Origin of the sequence: uncultured Caulobacter sp., from assembly GCF_947036865.1 — a bacterium.
Lineage (GTDB): Bacteria > Pseudomonadota > Alphaproteobacteria > Caulobacterales > Caulobacteraceae > Caulobacter.
This window is the reverse complement of sequence record NZ_CAMQSF010000062.1, coordinates 1-15,794: the sequence shown is the minus strand read 5'-3', so window position 1 is coordinate 15,794 and position 15,794 is coordinate 1. Positions and strand designations below refer to the sequence as shown.

The 15,794-nt window shown below is 68.6% G+C and carries 16 protein-coding genes and 1 pseudogene; 12 read left to right on the top strand and 5 right to left on the bottom strand.

Translation table 11 applies throughout. The features are described from left to right. From Q0V34_RS19300 to Q0V34_RS19280, 5 genes and pseudogenes are all read left to right on the top strand, one after another. Positions 1-427 (top strand): annotated as a pseudogene (locus tag Q0V34_RS19300) (hypothetical protein); the annotation flags it as partial. An 82-nt stretch (positions 428-509) separates the two neighbouring features. Next, entirely contained in the window at positions 510-1,862 is a 1,353-nt protein-coding gene (locus Q0V34_RS19295; protein WP_297515524.1) for a pectate lyase, read from the top strand. A 39-nt stretch (positions 1,863-1,901) separates the two neighbouring features. Then, positions 1,902-3,188, top strand: coding sequence for an HlyC/CorC family transporter (locus Q0V34_RS19290; RefSeq protein WP_297515521.1), 1,287 nt, complete (start codon positions 1,902-1,904; stop codon positions 3,186-3,188). Between the two features lie 115 nt (positions 3,189-3,303). Next, entirely contained in the window at positions 3,304-4,875 is a 1,572-nt protein-coding gene (locus Q0V34_RS19285; protein WP_297515518.1) for an HWE histidine kinase domain-containing protein, read from the top strand. Between the two features lie 3 nt (positions 4,876-4,878). Further along, positions 4,879-5,247: a response regulator gene (locus Q0V34_RS19280; protein WP_297515515.1), complete on the top strand. Its 369-nt coding sequence runs from the start codon at positions 4,879-4,881 to the stop codon at positions 5,245-5,247. A 281-nt stretch (positions 5,248-5,528) separates the two neighbouring features. Here the strand turns inward: Q0V34_RS19280 and Q0V34_RS19275 are convergent, their stop codons facing one another. The 3 genes from Q0V34_RS19275 to Q0V34_RS19265 all read right to left on the bottom strand — a co-directional run bounded on the left by Q0V34_RS19275 (position 5,529) and on the right by Q0V34_RS19265 (position 10,266). Beyond that, a complete protein-coding gene (locus Q0V34_RS19275; RefSeq protein WP_297515512.1) occupies positions 5,529-9,188 on the bottom strand; it encodes a TonB-dependent receptor in 3,660 nt (1,219 codons plus the stop codon). Positions 9,189-9,482: 294 nt separating this feature from the next. Next, entirely contained in the window at positions 9,483-9,902 is a 420-nt protein-coding gene (cdd, locus tag Q0V34_RS19270; RefSeq protein ID WP_297515510.1) for a cytidine deaminase, read from the bottom strand. 88 nt (positions 9,903-9,990) lie between these two features. Further along, complete coding sequence (locus tag Q0V34_RS19265) at positions 9,991-10,266, bottom strand: BolA family transcriptional regulator (protein ID WP_297515530.1); 276 nt, start codon at positions 10,264-10,266, stop codon at positions 9,991-9,993. A 56-nt stretch (positions 10,267-10,322) separates the two neighbouring features. Here Q0V34_RS19265 and Q0V34_RS19260 point away from each other — a divergent pair, with 56 nt between their 5' ends. Together Q0V34_RS19260 and Q0V34_RS19255 are read left to right on the top strand one after the other, a co-directional pair. Continuing rightward, positions 10,323-10,973, top strand: a complete 651-nt coding sequence (locus Q0V34_RS19260) for a J domain-containing protein (RefSeq protein WP_297515508.1) — start codon at positions 10,323-10,325, stop codon at positions 10,971-10,973. A gap of 65 nt (positions 10,974-11,038) precedes the next feature. Then, entirely contained in the window at positions 11,039-11,491 is a 453-nt protein-coding gene (locus Q0V34_RS19255; protein ID WP_297515527.1) for a hypothetical protein, read from the top strand. Here the strand turns inward: Q0V34_RS19255 and Q0V34_RS19250 are convergent. Then, positions 11,448-12,173 carry a phosphatase PAP2 family protein gene (locus Q0V34_RS19250; protein ID WP_297515505.1) on the bottom strand — a complete coding sequence of 242 codons (726 nt, stop codon included), beginning with the start codon at positions 12,171-12,173 and terminating at the stop codon, positions 11,448-11,450. The two genes, Q0V34_RS19255 and Q0V34_RS19250, sit on opposite strands and share 44 nt — an antisense overlap. A 129-nt stretch (positions 12,174-12,302) precedes the next feature. Between Q0V34_RS19250 and Q0V34_RS19245 the strand changes: the two genes are divergently transcribed. The 3 genes from Q0V34_RS19245 to Q0V34_RS19235 all read left to right on the top strand — a co-directional run bounded on the left by Q0V34_RS19245 (position 12,303) and on the right by Q0V34_RS19235 (position 14,482). Continuing rightward, positions 12,303-12,689 (top strand): RcnB family protein, encoded by a 387-nt coding sequence (locus Q0V34_RS19245; protein WP_297515502.1) that lies wholly within the window; start codon positions 12,303-12,305, stop codon positions 12,687-12,689. A 75-nt stretch (positions 12,690-12,764) separates the two neighbouring features. After that, entirely contained in the window at positions 12,765-13,775 is a 1,011-nt protein-coding gene (cobS, locus tag Q0V34_RS19240) for a cobaltochelatase subunit CobS (RefSeq protein WP_297515500.1), read from the top strand. Positions 13,776-13,906: 131 nt separating this feature from the next. After that, the gene (locus tag Q0V34_RS19235; protein ID WP_297515498.1) at positions 13,907-14,482 is read left to right on the top strand and encodes a hypothetical protein; all 576 of its coding nucleotides are present in this window, start codon (positions 13,907-13,909) and stop codon (positions 14,480-14,482) included. Here Q0V34_RS19235 and Q0V34_RS19230 read toward each other — a convergent pair. Then, positions 14,463-14,789 carry a HigA family addiction module antitoxin gene (locus tag Q0V34_RS19230; RefSeq protein WP_297515495.1) on the bottom strand — a complete coding sequence of 109 codons (327 nt, stop codon included), beginning with the start codon at positions 14,787-14,789 and terminating at the stop codon, positions 14,463-14,465. The genes Q0V34_RS19235 and Q0V34_RS19230 overlap by 20 nt on opposite strands. A gap of 198 nt (positions 14,790-14,987) precedes the next feature. Here Q0V34_RS19230 and Q0V34_RS19225 point away from each other — a divergent pair, with 198 nt between their 5' ends. Together Q0V34_RS19225 and Q0V34_RS19220 are read left to right on the top strand one after the other, a co-directional pair. Next, positions 14,988-15,233, top strand: coding sequence for a DUF2188 domain-containing protein (locus Q0V34_RS19225; protein WP_297515492.1), 246 nt, complete (start codon positions 14,988-14,990; stop codon positions 15,231-15,233). Positions 15,234-15,299: 66 nt separating this feature from the next. Then, the coding region (locus Q0V34_RS19220; protein ID WP_297515489.1) for a polymer-forming cytoskeletal protein at positions 15,300-15,794 on the top strand (495 nt) is incomplete at its 3' end.

The window sequence follows — 15,794 nt, the reverse complement described above, 5'->3', positions numbered from 1 at the left end:
GCCCCGCCCGCCCGACCGCGCCGCGCGCAAGGCCCTGATCGCCGGCTTCGCGCTGGGCGCCGTCGCCCTGACCGCCGGCGGCTCGATCGCCTTCGCCGGCAAGGCCGAGAGCGGGTCGCGCAGCCACGCCGTCTTCAGCGACGGCCGACGCGAACACATCGACATCCGGGCCGAGAACGAGCAATGGGCGGTTCGCCCGGCGACCGAAGGCGCCGCGGCGCGCACGACGGTCTATTCGGGCGGAGTCCGGCTCAGCGGCAAGATCGACCCGGCCCAGACGCTGGTGCAGCTGAATGGCGCGCCTCCGCCGGCGGGCTTCGATCCGATGGCGCTTAAGCCCGGCGCCATCGAGCGCCTGGAGCTCACCGAGATCCAGGGCGGCACTGGCCCGAACCGCATTATCAACATCGTCCTGAAAGCTTCTTGACACCGGTGGACAAGGGTCGTCCGGCCTAGCATCCTCCCCGAGACGCGCGGCTAAAGCGACCGTGGCGTCTCGGGGAGAGATCATGCGCCACCGTCTGTTCAGCGCCGCCGCGCTGGCCCTCACCCTGACCGCCGGCGCGGCCCGCGCCGCCGACGTGCTGGCCTTCCCCGGCGCCGAGGGCGCGGGGCGGTTCGCGCTGGGCGGGCGCGGCGGGCGCGTGCTCCACGTCACCAACCTGAACGACGACGGCCCCGGCAGCCTGCGCGCGGCGATCGAGGCCAAGGGCCCGCGCACCGTGGTCTTCGACGTCGCCGGCACGATCCAGCTCAAGAGCGAGCTGAAGATCCGCGAGGGCCGGATCACCATCGCCGGCCAGACCGCGCCCGGCGGCGGGATCACCCTGCGCGACCAGACCCTGGTCGTGTCGGCCGACGACGTGGTGATCCGCTTCATCCGCTCGCGCCTGGGCTCGGAGAGCAAGGTCGAGGGCGACGCGATCTGGATCAACGGCGGCCGGCGGATCATCCTCGACCACGTCTCGGCCAGTTGGTCGGTCGACGAGACCCTGTCGGCCAGCGCCCGGTACGACAAGCCGGGACAAGGCTTCTATGACCTGACCGTCCAATGGTCGATCATCGGCGAGAGTCTGGCGCACTCCATCCACGTCAAGGGCGACCACGGCTATGGCAGCCTGATCCGGGGCGGGAACGGGTCGAGGATCAGCTTCCACCACAATCTGTGGGCCAACCACATGGCCCGCGCGCCGCGCCCCGGCAATTACGAGGGGCCGGACAAGGACCCGGTCGGCGCGTTCTTCGATTTCCGCTCGAACGTCTTCTACAACTGGGGCCATGACCGGGCGGGCTACAACGCCGACGCCGCGACGCTGTCGGCCTACAACTTCGTCGACAACGCCTATGTCCCGGGCCCGAACTCGCAGAAGCGGTTCGCCTTCAAGGAAAGCGACACGCTGGCGAAAGCCTACTTCGCCGGCAACAGCATGGACGGGGTTATTCCCGCCGATCCCTGGAGCCTGGTGACCTTCACCATTCCCGAGCCGGCCGGCTATCGCCTGGCCGCGCCCGCGGACGTGGCGCCCGTGACGCCGGAGCCGGCGGCGAGCGCCTATGACCGCGTGCTGGCCGACGCCGGCGCCTCGGTCTGGCGCGACCCGGTCGACCGACGGATCGTCGAGGGCGTGCGGACCCGGACCGGCAAGGTGATCGACAGCCAGGCCGAGGTCGGCGGCTGGCCCGACCTGCCGCCGGGACCGGCCGCCAAGGACACCGACGGCGACGGCATGCCCGACGCCTGGGAGACCGCCCACGGGCTGGATCCGAGGAAGGCCGCCGACGGCGCGGCCCTGGCCAAGGACGGCTCGGGCTGGACGAACCTGGAGCTCTATCTGGCCGAGGCGGCGAAGGTTCGGCGATAGACCTCCCCCGCGCCGTCGCTATCGCTTAGAACACCCCCCATGCTCACCGCCCTGCTCGGCCTCGCGCCCGTCGTCATCGCGCTCCTGACCCTGTCGGCGCTGTTCTCGGCCGCCGAGACCTCGATGACGGGGGCCAGCCGGCCGCGGATGCACCAGCTGGAGCGCGAGGGCGATCGGCCGGCGCGGCGGGTCAACAAGCTGCTGTCCGATCAGGAGACGATGATCGGGGCCGTGCTGCTGGGCAACAACCTGATCAACATCCTGGCCTCGGCCCTGGCGACCCAGGTGCTGACGGCCCTGATCCCCGGCCCGTGGGGCGTGGCGGTGGCCACCGCCGCCATGACCGTGCTGGTGCTGGTCTTCGCCGAGGTGCTGCCCAAGACCCTGGCCATCGTCCGCTCCGACGACGTGGCCCGCGCTTTGTCGGCGCCGACCCTGTTCATCGTCCGGGCGTTCGGCCCGATCATCTATGTCATCCAGTGGATCGTGCGCCGGGCGCTGCGGATCTTCGGGGTCAAGTTGGACATGGCCGTCGACGTGCTGGCCGCCCACGAGGAGATCCGCGGCGCCGTCGACTACCACCACTCCGAGGGCCTGGTGGAAAGCGGCGACCGGCGGATGCTGGGCGGGGTGCTGGATCTGTCGGACATGGACGTCTCGGAGATCATGGTCCACCGCAAGTCGATGGTCCTGCTGGACGCCGGCCTGCCCGCGCGCGCCTTCGTCGAAGCGGTGCTGGAGGCCCAGCACACCCGCATCCCGGTCTATCGCGACGAGCCCGACAACATCGTCGGGGTGCTGCACGCCCGCGACCTTCTGAAGGCGCTGGCCGAGGCCAAGGACGGGGTCGAGGGCCTGGACATCGCCGCCATCGTCCGCGAGCCGTGGTTCATCCCCGACACCACCAATCTGAAGGACCAGCTGAACGCGTTCCTGAAGCGCAAAAGTCACTTCGCCCTGGTGGTCGACGAGTACGGCGCGATGCAGGGCCTGGTGACCCTGGAAGACATCCTCGAGGAGATCGTCGGCGAGATCGAGGACGAGCACGACGCCAGCGTCGAGGGCGTGCGTCGCCAACAGGACGGCTCGGTCCATGTCGACGGGCCGGTGACGGTGCGCGACCTGAACCGGGCGATGGACTGGCGGCTGCCCGAGGGCGAGGCGGTGACGATCGCCGGTCTGGTCATCCACGAGGCCCAGATGATCCCCGAACCGGGCCAGACCTTCATCTTCCACCGCCACCGCTTCCAAGTGCTCCGGCGGCAGAGGAATCAGGTCACCGCCCTGCGCATCAGCCCGCCGCTGGACGACGACGCCGAGCGCTGAGGCCATCTTTCTTCCCGGCGCGCGGAACCGGCCGTCGAGCGGCGCGTTCTGCGCCTCTGCGGGCCAGGGGCGGCCCGGCGGAGGGCGTGTATTGGCCAGCCTGGCGGAGAGGGAGTTGCGCGGCGATGGACAGGCCGACGCGAGCGCGCGCCTGGCCCGGCTCGAAGCGGCTTTCGCCGACGAAGTCCGCAAGTCCGAGACCCTCGCCCGCGTCACCGAGGCGGTCGCCTCCAGCACCGACATCGAAAGCTGCGTGCAGGTGGTGATCGACGGCGCGCGCGAGATCAGCGGCGCGGCCTTCGGCGCCTTCTTCTACAACCAGCTGGAACCGGACGGGGAATCCTACGCGCTGTATCGCCTGTCGGGCGCCGCGCCCGAGGCCTTCGCCAACTTTCCCAAGGTCCGCAAGACCCCGCTGTTCGCCCCGACCTTCGAGAACACCGGCGTCGTGCGGTCCGACGACATCACCCAGGACCCGCGCTATGGCCTGAACGCCCCCCGGCGCGGCATGCCCGAGGGCCATCTGCCGGTACGCAGCTATCTGGCCCTGCCCGTCGCCACGCGGCAGGGCGAGGTGCTGGGCGGCCTCTTCTTCGGCCATCCCCTGCCCGGCCGCTTCACCGCGCGCGACGAGATCCTGCTGGTCGGCCTGGGCGGCCAGGTCGCCGCGACCATCGAGTCGATCCGTCTGACCGCCGGCGCCATCGCCGAACTGGACGAGCGCCGCCGCGCCGAGGAGCGGCTCAAGTTCGCGCTCGACGCCGGACGGATGGGCTCCTGGGACCTGGACGTCGCCACCAAGGCCTATGAGGCCTCGGACCTGTGCAAGGCCAATTACGGCCGAGGCCCCGACGAGCCCTTCAGCTTCGCGGACCTGATCGCGACCATCCATCCGGAGGATCGGCCGGGCGTCCTCACCGCCATCGAGGCGGCGATCCGCGAGGGCGCCGACTACGACGTCGAGTACCGGGTGATCCATCCGACCGGCGACCTGCGCTGGCTGCACGCCCGAGGGCGCGCGGCCCAGAAGGCCGACGACGGCGGCGTGCGCCGCCTGGCCGGCGTCTCGCTGGACATCACCGAGCGCAAGCGCGCCGAGGAGCGCCAGAAGCTGCTGGTCAACGAGCTGAACCACCGCGTGAAGAACAGCCTGGCCACGGTGCAGTCGATCGCCGCCCAGACCCTGCGCTCGATCAGCTCGCCCGAATTCTTCCGCGAGGCCTTCGAGACCCGGCTGATCGCCCTGTCCCAGACCCACGACCTGCTGACGCGGGAAAGCTGGGCCGGCGCCAGCCTGCGCGAGGTCTTCGACGTCGAGCTGCACGCCCTGGCCGGCGAGGATCGGATCGGCTTCGACTACATGGCCGACATCCGCCTGACGCCGAAGGCCGCCGTGGCGCTGGGCATGGGCATTCACGAGCTGGCCACCAACGCGGCCAAGTACGGCGCGCTGTCGACGCCGACCGGCCATATCGCCGTGCGGTGGCGGGCCGAAGGCGGCCTCCTGCGGCTGATCTGGAAGGAAACCGGCGGCCCGCCGGTCGCCCCGCCCTCTCGCCGAGGCTTCGGCGCCCGCCTTCTGGAGCGCGGCCTCGCGGCCGAGCTATCCGGCGGGGTCGAGCTGACTTATGATGAGCTTGGCCTCGTCTGTGAAATGGCGCTGCCTCTTCGCGCGCTGGAGCCCTGACATATGAAGACACTGTCCTCCCTGAAGGTCCTGGTCGTCGAGGACGAGGCCCTGGTCTCGATGCTGGTCGAGGACATGCTGACCGATCTGGGCTGCGCGATCGTCGGCCCGGCGGCGGAAATCGACGAAGCGCTGCGCCTGGCCGGCTCGGCCGAGATCGACGCGGCCCTGCTGGACGTCAATCTGGGCGGCCGCCCGATCTTTCCGGTCGCCGACGCCCTGAAGGCGCGGGGCGTGCCGTTCGCCTTCGCCAGCGGCTATGGCGAGGCGGGACTGTCCGAAGACCACCGCGGCGCGGCCGTGCTGCAGAAGCCGTTCCGCGAGGCGGACCTGAAGCGGGTCCTGGAAGGCCTGGTCGCTCAGACGGCCTGACCCGCGCGCGCCTCGGCGCGCTCGCCCGATACCCGGCCCATGGCCCTCGGCGCCTCGCGCCGAGGCGACGCGGCGCGCGCGTCCGACCGCCTAGCCCCCTGCTCCACGAAGGAAAATAGGCTGTTCTAGCCTTGAGTGCCGATGGCCTCTTCAGCGCCATCCGGACCAGCCTCCACGCTCAACGTAAACACAGCCAAGAAAAAAGCTCCCCGCCGAGGCGAGGAGCTTGAAGATCGCGCGATCCGACCGCGGCCTTTCGACCGCGATCGGGGTTCGCGAGCTTAGAACTTGGCGTTGACCGAGAACTGCCAGGTGCGGCCGGCCGAGCTGTAGATCGTGCCGTCGCGCGGATCGACGAAGCGCTTGTTGGTCACGTTGTTCACGTTGACGCGGGCTTCGATCTTGTCCGTCACGTCGTAGCCGAAGAACAGGTTGTAGGTCGCATAGCCCTTCTGTTGCAGGAAGGGGTTGACCTCGATCGTCGCGGGCGTGGCGCCGTTGAAGCGGATCGTGTTGCTGACCGTGTTGATGTTCAGGCTGGTCGTGAACTTCTTCAGGCTGTAGGCGACCGTGGTGGCGGTCTGCCAACGCGGCGTGCCGATCGAGCCCAGATAGTACTCGTTGTCCGCCGGCAGGCCGGTGCTGCTGAAGGTCGATTCCAGGATCCGATACAGGTTGCTGCTGACCGAGATCCGGCCCCAGTCGCTGTCGCGGCCGAACATCTCGGCCACCTTCACGCGGTACGAAGCCACGATGTTGACGGCGCGCAGGTCGGTCTCGGCCAGGTTCAGATAGGTCGAGCTCCAGCCGTCCTTCAGAGCGAACTTCAGGGTCGACGCCGGTTCGGTGCCGTTGGTGTAACGCGCGAAGGAGTCGCAGGTGTTGGTGCCGAACTGGGCCGAGTTGTTCGGATAGGCGGCCGAGTCGTAGCAGTAGGCCGACAGCTGATCGAGCGAAACGCGGCTCAGCTGTTGCTTCAGGCGGATGTCGACATAGTCGGCCGACATCTTGAAGTTCTTGATGAAGCGCGGCTCCAGAACCACACCGGCGGTCCAGCTCTTGGCGTATTCCGGCTTCAGACCCATGTTGCCGAAGCGGGCGCCCAGCAGCGACTGCGACGGCGGAGCATAGGAGTTCAGGAAGTTCAGGGCTTCGGCGTCGGTCGTCGCGTAGCCCGCCTTCTTCACGTCCGCGATACAGTTGGCCTTACGCTGGGCCGGGTTGACGCCCGAACCGATGTTGGCGGTCGTGCACGGATCGCTCGGTGTGGTGAACGCCGGCTGACCGCCGAGGAACAGTTCCACGCCGTCCGGCTGGCGGATCGAGCGGGTCACGTTGCCGCGGAAGGTGATGTCCTTGATGACCTGGAAGGTGCCGGCCACCGACCAGATGCGGGCCAGGTCGCCGTTGTAGGACGGGCTGATCGTCTTGCCGAGGGCGTTGACGAAGGTCGGGGCGCTACCCGTCTGCTTCGACCAACGGACCGCCGGGTTCAGATCCAGGCGCTGCGCGAACGGCAGGCTGAAGTCGCGGCCCAGCAGCGGGATGTTCAGTTCGACGCCGTATTCCTCGGCCGTCGTCTGGTACTGCGTGCGCGCGATGGCCGCCGAACGGGTGCGACCGGCCGACGAGATGTCGTCCACGCGGTAGTCGTTGTCGGTCGTGCGGCGCTCGCCCGACAGGGCGATGCCGACCGGACCGCCCGGCAGGTTGACGATGTCGCCGGTCACCGAGCCTTGCAGGAAGGTCTGGGTGTTCTTGAAGGCGAAGTACTGCTGAGCGGTGACATAGGCCTTGGCGGCGGCCGACATCTGGCCATAGCCGAACGGGTTCAGCGGCTGGCAGTTGTCGATCATCGACTGGGTGACGACCGGGGTGAACGGCACCTTGGCGATCTGGCCGTTCGACTGGATCTGGTCGGTCAGGTTGACGGTCACGCCCGACGGCGACTTGCCCAGATAGGCGGCCGGGTTGGTCTTGGCGCGGCAGACGATATTGCCGGTGGCGTCGCGCGTCGCGTCGATGGCCAGGTTGTACTCGACGTCGCGGAGGCCCAGGAAGTCGACGCGGCCGCTCGAACGACCCCAGGTGTACGAGGCGTCCCAGCTCCAGTTGCGGCCGAACAGGTCGAAGTCGCCCTTGGCGCCCTGCACCAGGTTGCTGGTGTCGGTCTTACCCTTCATCGGGCTGTCGCCCAGGATGTCCTGGTTCGTGCGGGCCATCATGAAGTTGCCCACCGAGTTCACGGCGCCCGAGTTCCGCAGCAGCGTCCGCGAGGCGTCGCTGAGGAAGGGGTTGTCGATGCTGACGACCAGACCCGAGCTCTCGACCGACGTGGTCGTGACCGCGTTCACCGGCGCCGACTGACGCGGCAGCAGCGTGATGATCGAGGAGAAGATGTTCTGGCTGTACAGCGACAGGTGGTCGTTGACCTCGAACGAGGCGAAGGCCGTGCCGACCCGACGCTTCTGGGCGTTCTGGATCAGGTTGTAGCGGCTGCTGTCGAAGCCCTTGGTGCCCGGCGCGGCGGCCAGGGTGCCCTGGTCGTTCGGGCCGATATTGGCGAACGACCAGTTCTCGGCCTGACCGCTTTCGTTGAAGCGCACCGGACGCGCGACGAACGGGAACAAGGCGCTGGTGGCCGGGTCCGTGTTCGCGACGCGCGGCATGTTCGCGTACAGCGAGCCGACGATCAGGTTGATGTCGGTGTTCGGGTTCTTGGCCAGGTACTCACGCAGCGTCGGCAGCTTGCTCTGCAGCACGTTGACCGCGAGCGTGGTCTGCTGGGCGGTGGTCAGGCCGGCCGGCGGGGTGACGCCGTACTTGGCGAACACGGCCGCGGGGGTCACGCCCGTCGGCAGCGAAGCCGGCGCGAAGTTCGGGAAGGTGCCCGACGGCGCGGTCGTGCTGTAGAGGCCGTTGCCCGTGGGGATGCCCGGGACCAGCTGGCTGGCGCCCGAGAACACGGCCGCCGAACCGCCGCCGCCCAGGCAGGTGCCGTAGCCGGCGATCGAGCAGGCGCCGGTCGCCGTCGAGGTGAAGGCGATGCCCGACGGCCATTGCATGCCGGTGCGCGCGTTGTAGGCGTAGTTGGTCGACGGAATGCCGTCGTCCGAGGTCCGCAGGAACGCGCCGTTGTTCAGGTTGGCGACGTCGATGGCGGCGGTCGGGGCGAAGTTCGGGTTGCGCACCGAGCCGTTGAACGCGTTGGTCACCGAGGTGGCGGTGTCGATGATCCACGGACGCTTGTCGGCGTACAGCGCGTCGGTCTTGGTGTACTCGAACGACACGGCCAGGTTGCCCCGGTCGTTCATGAAGTTCGAGCCGTAGATGGCGTTGAAGCTGTAGCGGTTGGCGTCGCCCTTGTCGGTGGTGCGGAAGGCCACGCGGGCTTCGGCGCCGACGTACTTGTCCTTGATGATGTAGTTGATGACGCCGGCGATGGCGTCCGAACCGTAGGCGGCCGCGCCGCCGACGGTCAGGGTGTCGACATGGTCGATCATCTGGGCCGGGATGGCGCCGATATCGACCTGCGAGCCGGCGTAGTTACCGGCGACGAACAGGGTGGCGGCGTTGCCCGACACCATGCGGCGGCCGTTGACCAGCGTCAGGGTGCGTTGCGGGCCGAAGCCCAGAAGGTCGGCGAAGGCGGTGCCGAGGCTGGAGGTCTGGCCGCCGTTGCTGCCGTAGGGGCTGGCGCCCGAGCCGACCTGCGGCTGGCTCAGCACGACGTCATAGGCGTTGTTGAAGCCGCGCTGGATGATCTCTTCCTTGGTGACCTGCACGCCAGGAATAGTGCCGTCGAATTGCGGGCGCTTGATCCGCGAGCCGGTGACGACGATTTCCGAAACCGTCGCCGTCGAGGGCGTCGTGTCTTGAGCATGGGCGTAGCCGCCCAGAACGGCGCTGGCGGCCGCGCCGGCAAGCAAAGCAACTTTCATTTTAAACATCCCCGGTGGAGCCCCTCTCCTCGCTCGGGGGCGAGGAAACTGAAAAAGGCGTTACACAAGCTTGAGCGCAGGTGGAGCGAAATGTGTCCGAATAGCGTTATTTCTGCGTCAGGTGTCGCATTAATGCCATATTCGTACCGAGAGGTCGGGCACGGGTGCAATTTTTTCGCGCACGCGCCACGAAGCCGCCCCTATTTCGTCAAAGCGTCATGATTGCAGGACGTCACGCTTTGAGCCTGCCCTCCTCGGGATGTCGATTTTTTCGCCGCGTCCGCGGCGCCCCGCTCAGTCCAGGTCGCGCGGTCCGAACGCGCGCGGCAGCAGGCTCCAGAACGCGACGCGCTCGGTCGGCGCGCCGTCCTGAACCGAAACGATCTCGCACGTCTGGCCCGCGAACTCGGCGATGCGCTGGCGGCAGGCGCCGCAGGGCTGCACCACCGTGTTCGAGCCCGCCGCGATCAGCACCTTGTCGATCCGCCGCGCGCCGCCGGCCGTGATCATCGCCCCGATCGCCGTCTGCTCGGCGCAGGTTCCCACCGGATAGGCCGCGTTCTCGACATTGACGCCGTAGTGGACGCGGCCCTCGTCGTCGATCACCGCCGCGGCCACCGTGAAGCGCGAATAGCGGGCGTAGGACCGCGCCAGCAGCGCGGGCAGATGGCCGGCGGCCTGGTGTTCGAGAGACTCGGTATTGGGCGCGCTCATGCGGTTCCCTGCCTTCCGGCGGGATCGCGCCGGGTCGCGAGGCAAACAGTCGCGGGGCCGCGAGGCAAGCAAAAACGTAAGCGGGATCTTACGTCTCGCCCGGCGCGTTGGCAGTAATGGACAAGGCGTGGACGGGACCGGCGAGCTCCTCGGCCAGCACCGTCATCACCATGCGCTGACGCGCCACCCGGGCCTTGCCCGCGAAGGCCTCGGCTTCTATGCGGAGATTGAAGTGACTCTCCCCCGAACCGCTGTGACCGGCGTGGCCGTGGTGGCGATCGCTGTCGTCCGCCAGCTCCAGCCGGGTGGGCGAGAAGGCTTCCTGGAGCTTGCGGCGGATGGTGTCGGCGACGGCGCCCATGATGCGTCTCTTGCTTGTCAATCCTTGAACGGAAATAGCGCGGGCTTACTCTAGACGCCATGAACCGGCCGTTCGAATACCGCCCCAAATTCACCGACATCCGGGTCCGGCCGCCCAAGCAGGGCGAGGACGATCCGGTCCATGACGTCCTGGGCCTGAAGCCGGGCGAAAAGCGCTGCGACCACCCCGACTGCCGGCTGCCGGGCAGCGCCAAGGCGCCCAAGTCGCGCGACCTGCCGGGTCAGCACTACTGGTTCTGCCAGCAGCACGCGGCCGAGTACAACAAGAACTGGAACTTCTACGCCGGCATGAGCGAGGCCCAGATCCGGGCCGAGCAGGAGCTGGAGCGCGCCACCGGCGGTCGCCCGACCTGGAGCTTCAAGGCCGACGCCCGCTCGCGCGAGGCCGCCGCCCAGGCCGCTCGCGACGCCCGCGCCTTCTCCGACCCGTTCGGCATCTTCCGCGCCCAGCAGCGCCGGGCCGAGGCCGAGCGCGCCGCGCACGAGCGGCGGCTGGGCAAGATGGAACGCCAGGCCCTGGCCGACCTCGACCTGGAGGCCGGCGCCGACGGCGCGGCGATCAAGGCGCGCTACAAGGAGCTGCTGAAACGCTGCCACCCCGACGCCAACGGCGGCGACCGCAGCGCCGAACACAAGCTGCAACGGGTGATCAAGGCCTATAAGCAGCTGCAGAAGTCGGGGATGGTGTAGGGGGCCGCCCTTGCGCCGCCAGCCGCGCCTGATCCATCCTCGCCCTTTCCGGGCCAGGGACGAAGATTCGCATGACCGACAGCGAGTGGCGCGCGCCCAGCGAGCCGCCGACGCCCGTGACGCCGGTGCCGTTCGGCAAGCCCTGGAGCATCTGGTTCTGGGGCGCCCTGCTGTCGACGGCGGGTCTGTGCCTGGCGGTCGCGCCGCAGGCGGCGCTGCATCTGCTGAAGTCGCCCCTGGCGCCGGCCGCCCTGCCCTGGGTGCGGTTCGCGGGCCTCCTGCTGCTGGCCTACGCCATGGGCTATCACGTCGCCGGCTGGACGGGTCAGCGCACCTATATGCGGGCCTCGGTGGTGCTGCGGGTGATGTCGCTGGTGGTGCTGGGGGCCTTCGTGCTGCTGGACTGGCTGCCCAAGGCGTGGCTGGCCGTGGGCCTGGGCGACTTCGCCGGCGCGGTGTGGACGACGCTGGAGCTCAGGTGGCGTCCGAAGCCGAAGGCGAGCGAAAGCGCCGCTTGACGACGAACGCCGCCAGCCAGCAGGCCATGGCCCAGGCGGCGCCCACGCACCAGCCGGCCAGCACGTCGCTGGCCCAGTGGACGCCCAGATAGACCCGGCTGGCCCCCACCAGCAGGCTGAGCAGCACCGCGGACGCGACCGCCAGAACCTTGACCCGCCGCCGCTCGGCGAAGCGCGCCGCCAGCACGCCCAGAGTCAGGAACACCACCGCCGACAGCATCGCGTGGCCCGAGGGGAAGCTGGCGTTGACCGCCTCGACCGCGCGATAGGCCAGGTCCGGCCGCTCGCGCTCGAACACCCGCTTCAGGCCCTGGCTGATCAGCAGCCCGCCGCCGGCCCCGACGACCAGGGTCACGGCCTCGGCCCAGCGCCGCAGCGCCGACAGCAGCGCGAAGGCCAGGAGGATCAGCAGGCTCAGCACCGTCAGCGAGCCCAGCGCGGTGACGTCGGTCGCCGCCACGTGCAGCCAGTGCGGCCCGATCAGTTCATGCGGCCGCCCGTCGACCCGCAGCGCGCGCAGCACCGAGAGGTCCAGGGCGCTGGTGTCGCCCTCGGCCACCTCGCCGGCGATGGACAGAAAGCCCCAGACGCCGACGCCCAGGATCAGCAGGGCGCCGGTCGCGCCCAGCTCGCGCCGGGCGGCGGTCCACAAGCCTCGAAAGTCGACACCGATCAGGCGCATAGGTCCTCCGCCCAGGACAGGCCACAATATTTCCTCGTGGAAACATGAACTTAAGCCGAGGCGAACCGTTCCATCCGCGTCCATGTCGAGCCCGCCAGGCTCCAGACATTCCCTTAAAGGAGACCCGACATGAAACGTTTTATCGCCGCCTCGCTGGCCGTTCTGACCCTGGCCGGCGCCGGCGCGGCCTCGGCCCAGGACTGGCGGCGCGACCACGACGACCACGGCCGCTACGACCACGGCCGCTACGAGGCCCGCGACCGCGCCTATGAACAGGGCCGCCGCGACCAGGCGCGGGCCGAGGATCGTCGAGACCGGCGCGAGTATCGCCGCTGGGTCCGCGGTCAGCGCCTCGACGCCCGCTATCGCGGCGGCGGCTACTCTGTCAGCGACTACCGCCGCTATGGCCTGCGCGCCCCGCCGCGCGGCTATCGTTGGCACCGCGTGGGCGACCAGTACGTGCTGGCGGCCGTCGCCACCGGCCTGATCGCCTCGGTGATCCTGGCCGACCGCTAAATTTCCGACCCGGAAAGGGCGTCGCGTGGCGGCGCCCTCTTCCCTCCCCCCGCGTCAAGGCTATATCGGGTAGCCATGCCCGATTTCGCCGAAACCAGCTCCGCCCAAGATCCGCTGATCACCCTGGTCCCCGACAAGTGGGTGACGCTTCGCGACGCGTTCGGCGTGGACAGCGACATGAAGGTCCCGGCCTTCAATCATCGCGACCCCCACGTGCCCGAGATCGACAGCGCCTACCGCTTCGATCCCCAGACGACTAAGGCCATCTGCGCCGGCTTCGCCAAGGACCGCCGGGTGATGGTCCAAGGCTATCACGGCACCGGCAAGTCGACCCACATCGAGCAGGTGGCCGCGCGCCTGAACTGGCCGCTGGTCCGCGTGAACCTCGACAGCCACGTCTCGCGGATCGACCTCGTCGGCAAGGACGCCATCGTCCTGAAGGAAGGCAAGCAGGTCACCGAGTTCCGCGAAGGCATTCTGCCGTGGGCGCTGCAACGGCCGATCGCGCTGGTGTTCGACGAATACGACGCCGGCCGGCCGGACGTGATGTTCGTCATCCAGCGCGTGCTGGAAGCGGGCGGCAAGCTGACCCTGCTCGACCAGAACCGCGTGATCCGCGCAAATCCCTATTTCCGGCTGTTCGCGACCACCAACACCATCGGTCTGGGCGACACCACCGGTCTCTATCACGGCACCCAGCAGATCAACCAAGGCCAGATGGACCGCTGGTCGATCGTCACGACGCTGAACTATCTGGCGCACGACGTCGAGGCGGCGATCGTGCTGGCCAAGAACCCGTCCTACGACACGGCCGAGGGCAAGCGCACCCTGGCCGCCATGGTCCGCGTCGCCGACATGACCCGCAACGCCTTCATGAACGGCGACATCTCGACGGTCATGAGCCCGCGCACGGTGATCACCTGGGCCCAGAACGCCGAGATCTTCGACCACGACATCGCCCTGGCCTTCCGCCTGACCTTCCTGAACAAGTGCGACGAGCTCGAGCGCCCGACGGTGGCCGAGTTCTTCCAGCGCGCGTTCGGCACGGACCTGCCGGAAAGCGCGGCGCGGGTGAAGGTGGCTTAGGGGGTATGCGTAGCGCGGCGACATGCTTTGCCGCGCTTTCCTTCGCCGTTGCCCAACCGGCCATCGCTTGCACGCCGCTCCCGGGGTGGCCGCAAAAGGCTGAGGTGGACGTCACCCGAGCCGCCAAAACGATGGCCAAGGCCGCGGCGACCATCGACATCGTCGTCGCCGAGCGGGTGACGGGTGACTATGCGGTCGCGACGACTTCAAGCGCTAATCGCCAGGCGCGCGCGAACTATGCCGCTGGCGGCGAAGTGCTTTCTTCCGCGCAAGTTTCCCAGCGCCTCAAGACTGAGGAAATGCCCGACGGCGCTCGGATTCACTATCGGGTTGTCGAACGCTTGAAGGGCGAGGGCTCCCGAGTTTTCAGCCTCAATGGCATTGTCCCTCCGGATTATCCGAAGGCGGCTCCTTCGCCGGCAGGAAGCATTGTTGAACTGCGAGCCCGACTTAATTCCCAAGACTTATCGGAATGGCCTGGCTTCGGCGCCTGCATCCAACCATTGTGGACGGGTCTTGGACACCGTTACGTCGTTTTCCGTGATGCTCGGGGCCAACTTCTGGCCGTGCAAATCAGGGTCGGCTTTGACGGACGGCCCATGCGCGTGCGAGGGCCAAGTTATGTCGAGGTCGGCGGTCCCGATGACCCGTGGCTGCGAAGCATAAGACGAGCCTTGAACGGGATGACTAAGCCGCCCGCGGCGTGATCTTCTCCAACTCCGCGCCCATCTTCCGGCGTTGCTCCATCAGGTCGTAGTCCATTTGGAGGTGCAGCCAGAATCCTTCGGAGAGACCCCAGTAGCGGGCCAGACGAAGATCGGTGTCGGCCGTCACCGCGCGCTTGCCGAGCACGATCTCGTTGATCCGCCGCGGCGGCACGCAGATCGCCTTGGCCAGCGCCGTCTGGCTCATGCCGATGGGCTTCAGAAACTCCTCCAGCAGGATGTCGCCCGGCCTGGGGTTGGTCGGCCACGCCTCGGGCGGGACCTCAATGGTCGTCGCGGATCTCGACATCGTCGACTCCTCCGCCCCCCCCAGCCAGGGCGCGGCGGCTGTTGGCCGGGCTCGAAACAGTATACCTTTGATTGTATATCGCGCCGACCGTTCCGTCTACGTTCTCTTTCTCGCACGTCCCGTACCGACAAGATCCCGTCACCGGAACCGCCCAAGCTCGCGGATCGTTCGATCAGCTCAGCTTCACGGAGACCTCCCATGACCGACGTCACCTACACCCTCGTCGAGCACGACGGCGGCTGGGCCTATAAGGTCGGCGACACCTTCTCCGAGACCTTCCCCACGCACGAAGCCGCTCTGGAGGCGGCCCGGCGCGCGGCCGGCGAGCAGCGGGTTCCGGGCGAGACGGAAGGCATCTCGTACGAGGACAAGAACGCCGTCTGGCATCAGGAGGTCGCCTCGGGCGACGACCGGCCCACGACCCACGTGCGCGACGCCGAGTAGCGGCGCTCGGCCCCGATCTTGCTCCAAAAGGCTTCCCGAAGCCATTTTGAGACAAGGTCGCCGCCGATGTTCGCCAAGAAGAAAGAAGCTCCCGCGCCGCTGGCCCTCAATACGGCCGAACAGCCGCGCGCCGCCGCGCCGCAGGTCCATGCGCCCGCCCCGGCGCCGGCGCCCGCGCGACCCAAGCCGGCCTCGATGTTCGCCCAGGGCCTGACGATCCGCGGCGACGTGGTCGGCGATGTCGAGGTCCACCTGGACTGTGTCGTCATGGGCGACGTCAAGGTCGGCAAGCTGATCCTGGGTCCGAACGCTCGCGTCGAGGGCTCGGTGGTCGCCCAGGCCATGGAGATCCACGGCCTGGTGATCGGCTCGGTCACGGCCCAGACCGTTCGCCTCTATGGCACCGCCCGCGTCGACGGCGACATCACCCACGAGCAGCTGGCCATGGAGCCGGGCGCGGAATTCCAGGGCCGCAGCCTGAAGTTCCGCCGCCCGGCCCCGCCGCATGAGCGCGCCGCCGCCGCCCCGGCCTCGCCGCCGTCGGCCTCGCAGACGCCCTAC

Bases quoted from the DNA above. Each gene is read 5' to 3' on its own strand.
- Q0V34_RS19235 (WP_297515498.1), top strand. From the start codon at position 13,907: ATGGCCAAGGCCGCGGCGACCATCGACATCGTCGTCGCCGAGCGGGTG.
- Q0V34_RS19295 (WP_297515524.1), top strand. From the start codon at position 510: ATGCGCCACCGTCTGTTCAGCGCCGCCGCGCTGGCCCTCACCCTGACC.
- Q0V34_RS19290 (WP_297515521.1), top strand. From the start codon at position 1,902: ATGCTCACCGCCCTGCTCGGCCTCGCGCCCGTCGTCATCGCGCTCCTG.
- cobS (WP_297515500.1), top strand. From the start codon at position 12,765: ATGCCCGATTTCGCCGAAACCAGCTCCGCCCAAGATCCGCTGATCACC.
- Q0V34_RS19260 (WP_297515508.1), top strand. From the start codon at position 10,323: ATGAACCGGCCGTTCGAATACCGCCCCAAATTCACCGACATCCGGGTC.
- cdd (WP_297515510.1), bottom strand. From the start codon at position 9,902: ATGAGCGCGCCCAATACCGAGTCTCTCGAACACCAGGCCGCCGGCCAT.
- Q0V34_RS19245 (WP_297515502.1), top strand. From the start codon at position 12,303: ATGAAACGTTTTATCGCCGCCTCGCTGGCCGTTCTGACCCTGGCCGGC.
- Q0V34_RS19225 (WP_297515492.1), top strand. From the start codon at position 14,988: ATGACCGACGTCACCTACACCCTCGTCGAGCACGACGGCGGCTGGGCC.
- Q0V34_RS19250 (WP_297515505.1), bottom strand. From the start codon at position 12,173: ATGCGCCTGATCGGTGTCGACTTTCGAGGCTTGTGGACCGCCGCCCGG.
- Q0V34_RS19230 (WP_297515495.1), bottom strand. From the start codon at position 14,789: ATGTCGAGATCCGCGACGACCATTGAGGTCCCGCCCGAGGCGTGGCCG.
- Q0V34_RS19275 (WP_297515512.1), bottom strand. From the start codon at position 9,188: ATGAAAGTTGCTTTGCTTGCCGGCGCGGCCGCCAGCGCCGTTCTGGGC.
- Q0V34_RS19280 (WP_297515515.1), top strand. From the start codon at position 4,879: ATGAAGACACTGTCCTCCCTGAAGGTCCTGGTCGTCGAGGACGAGGCC.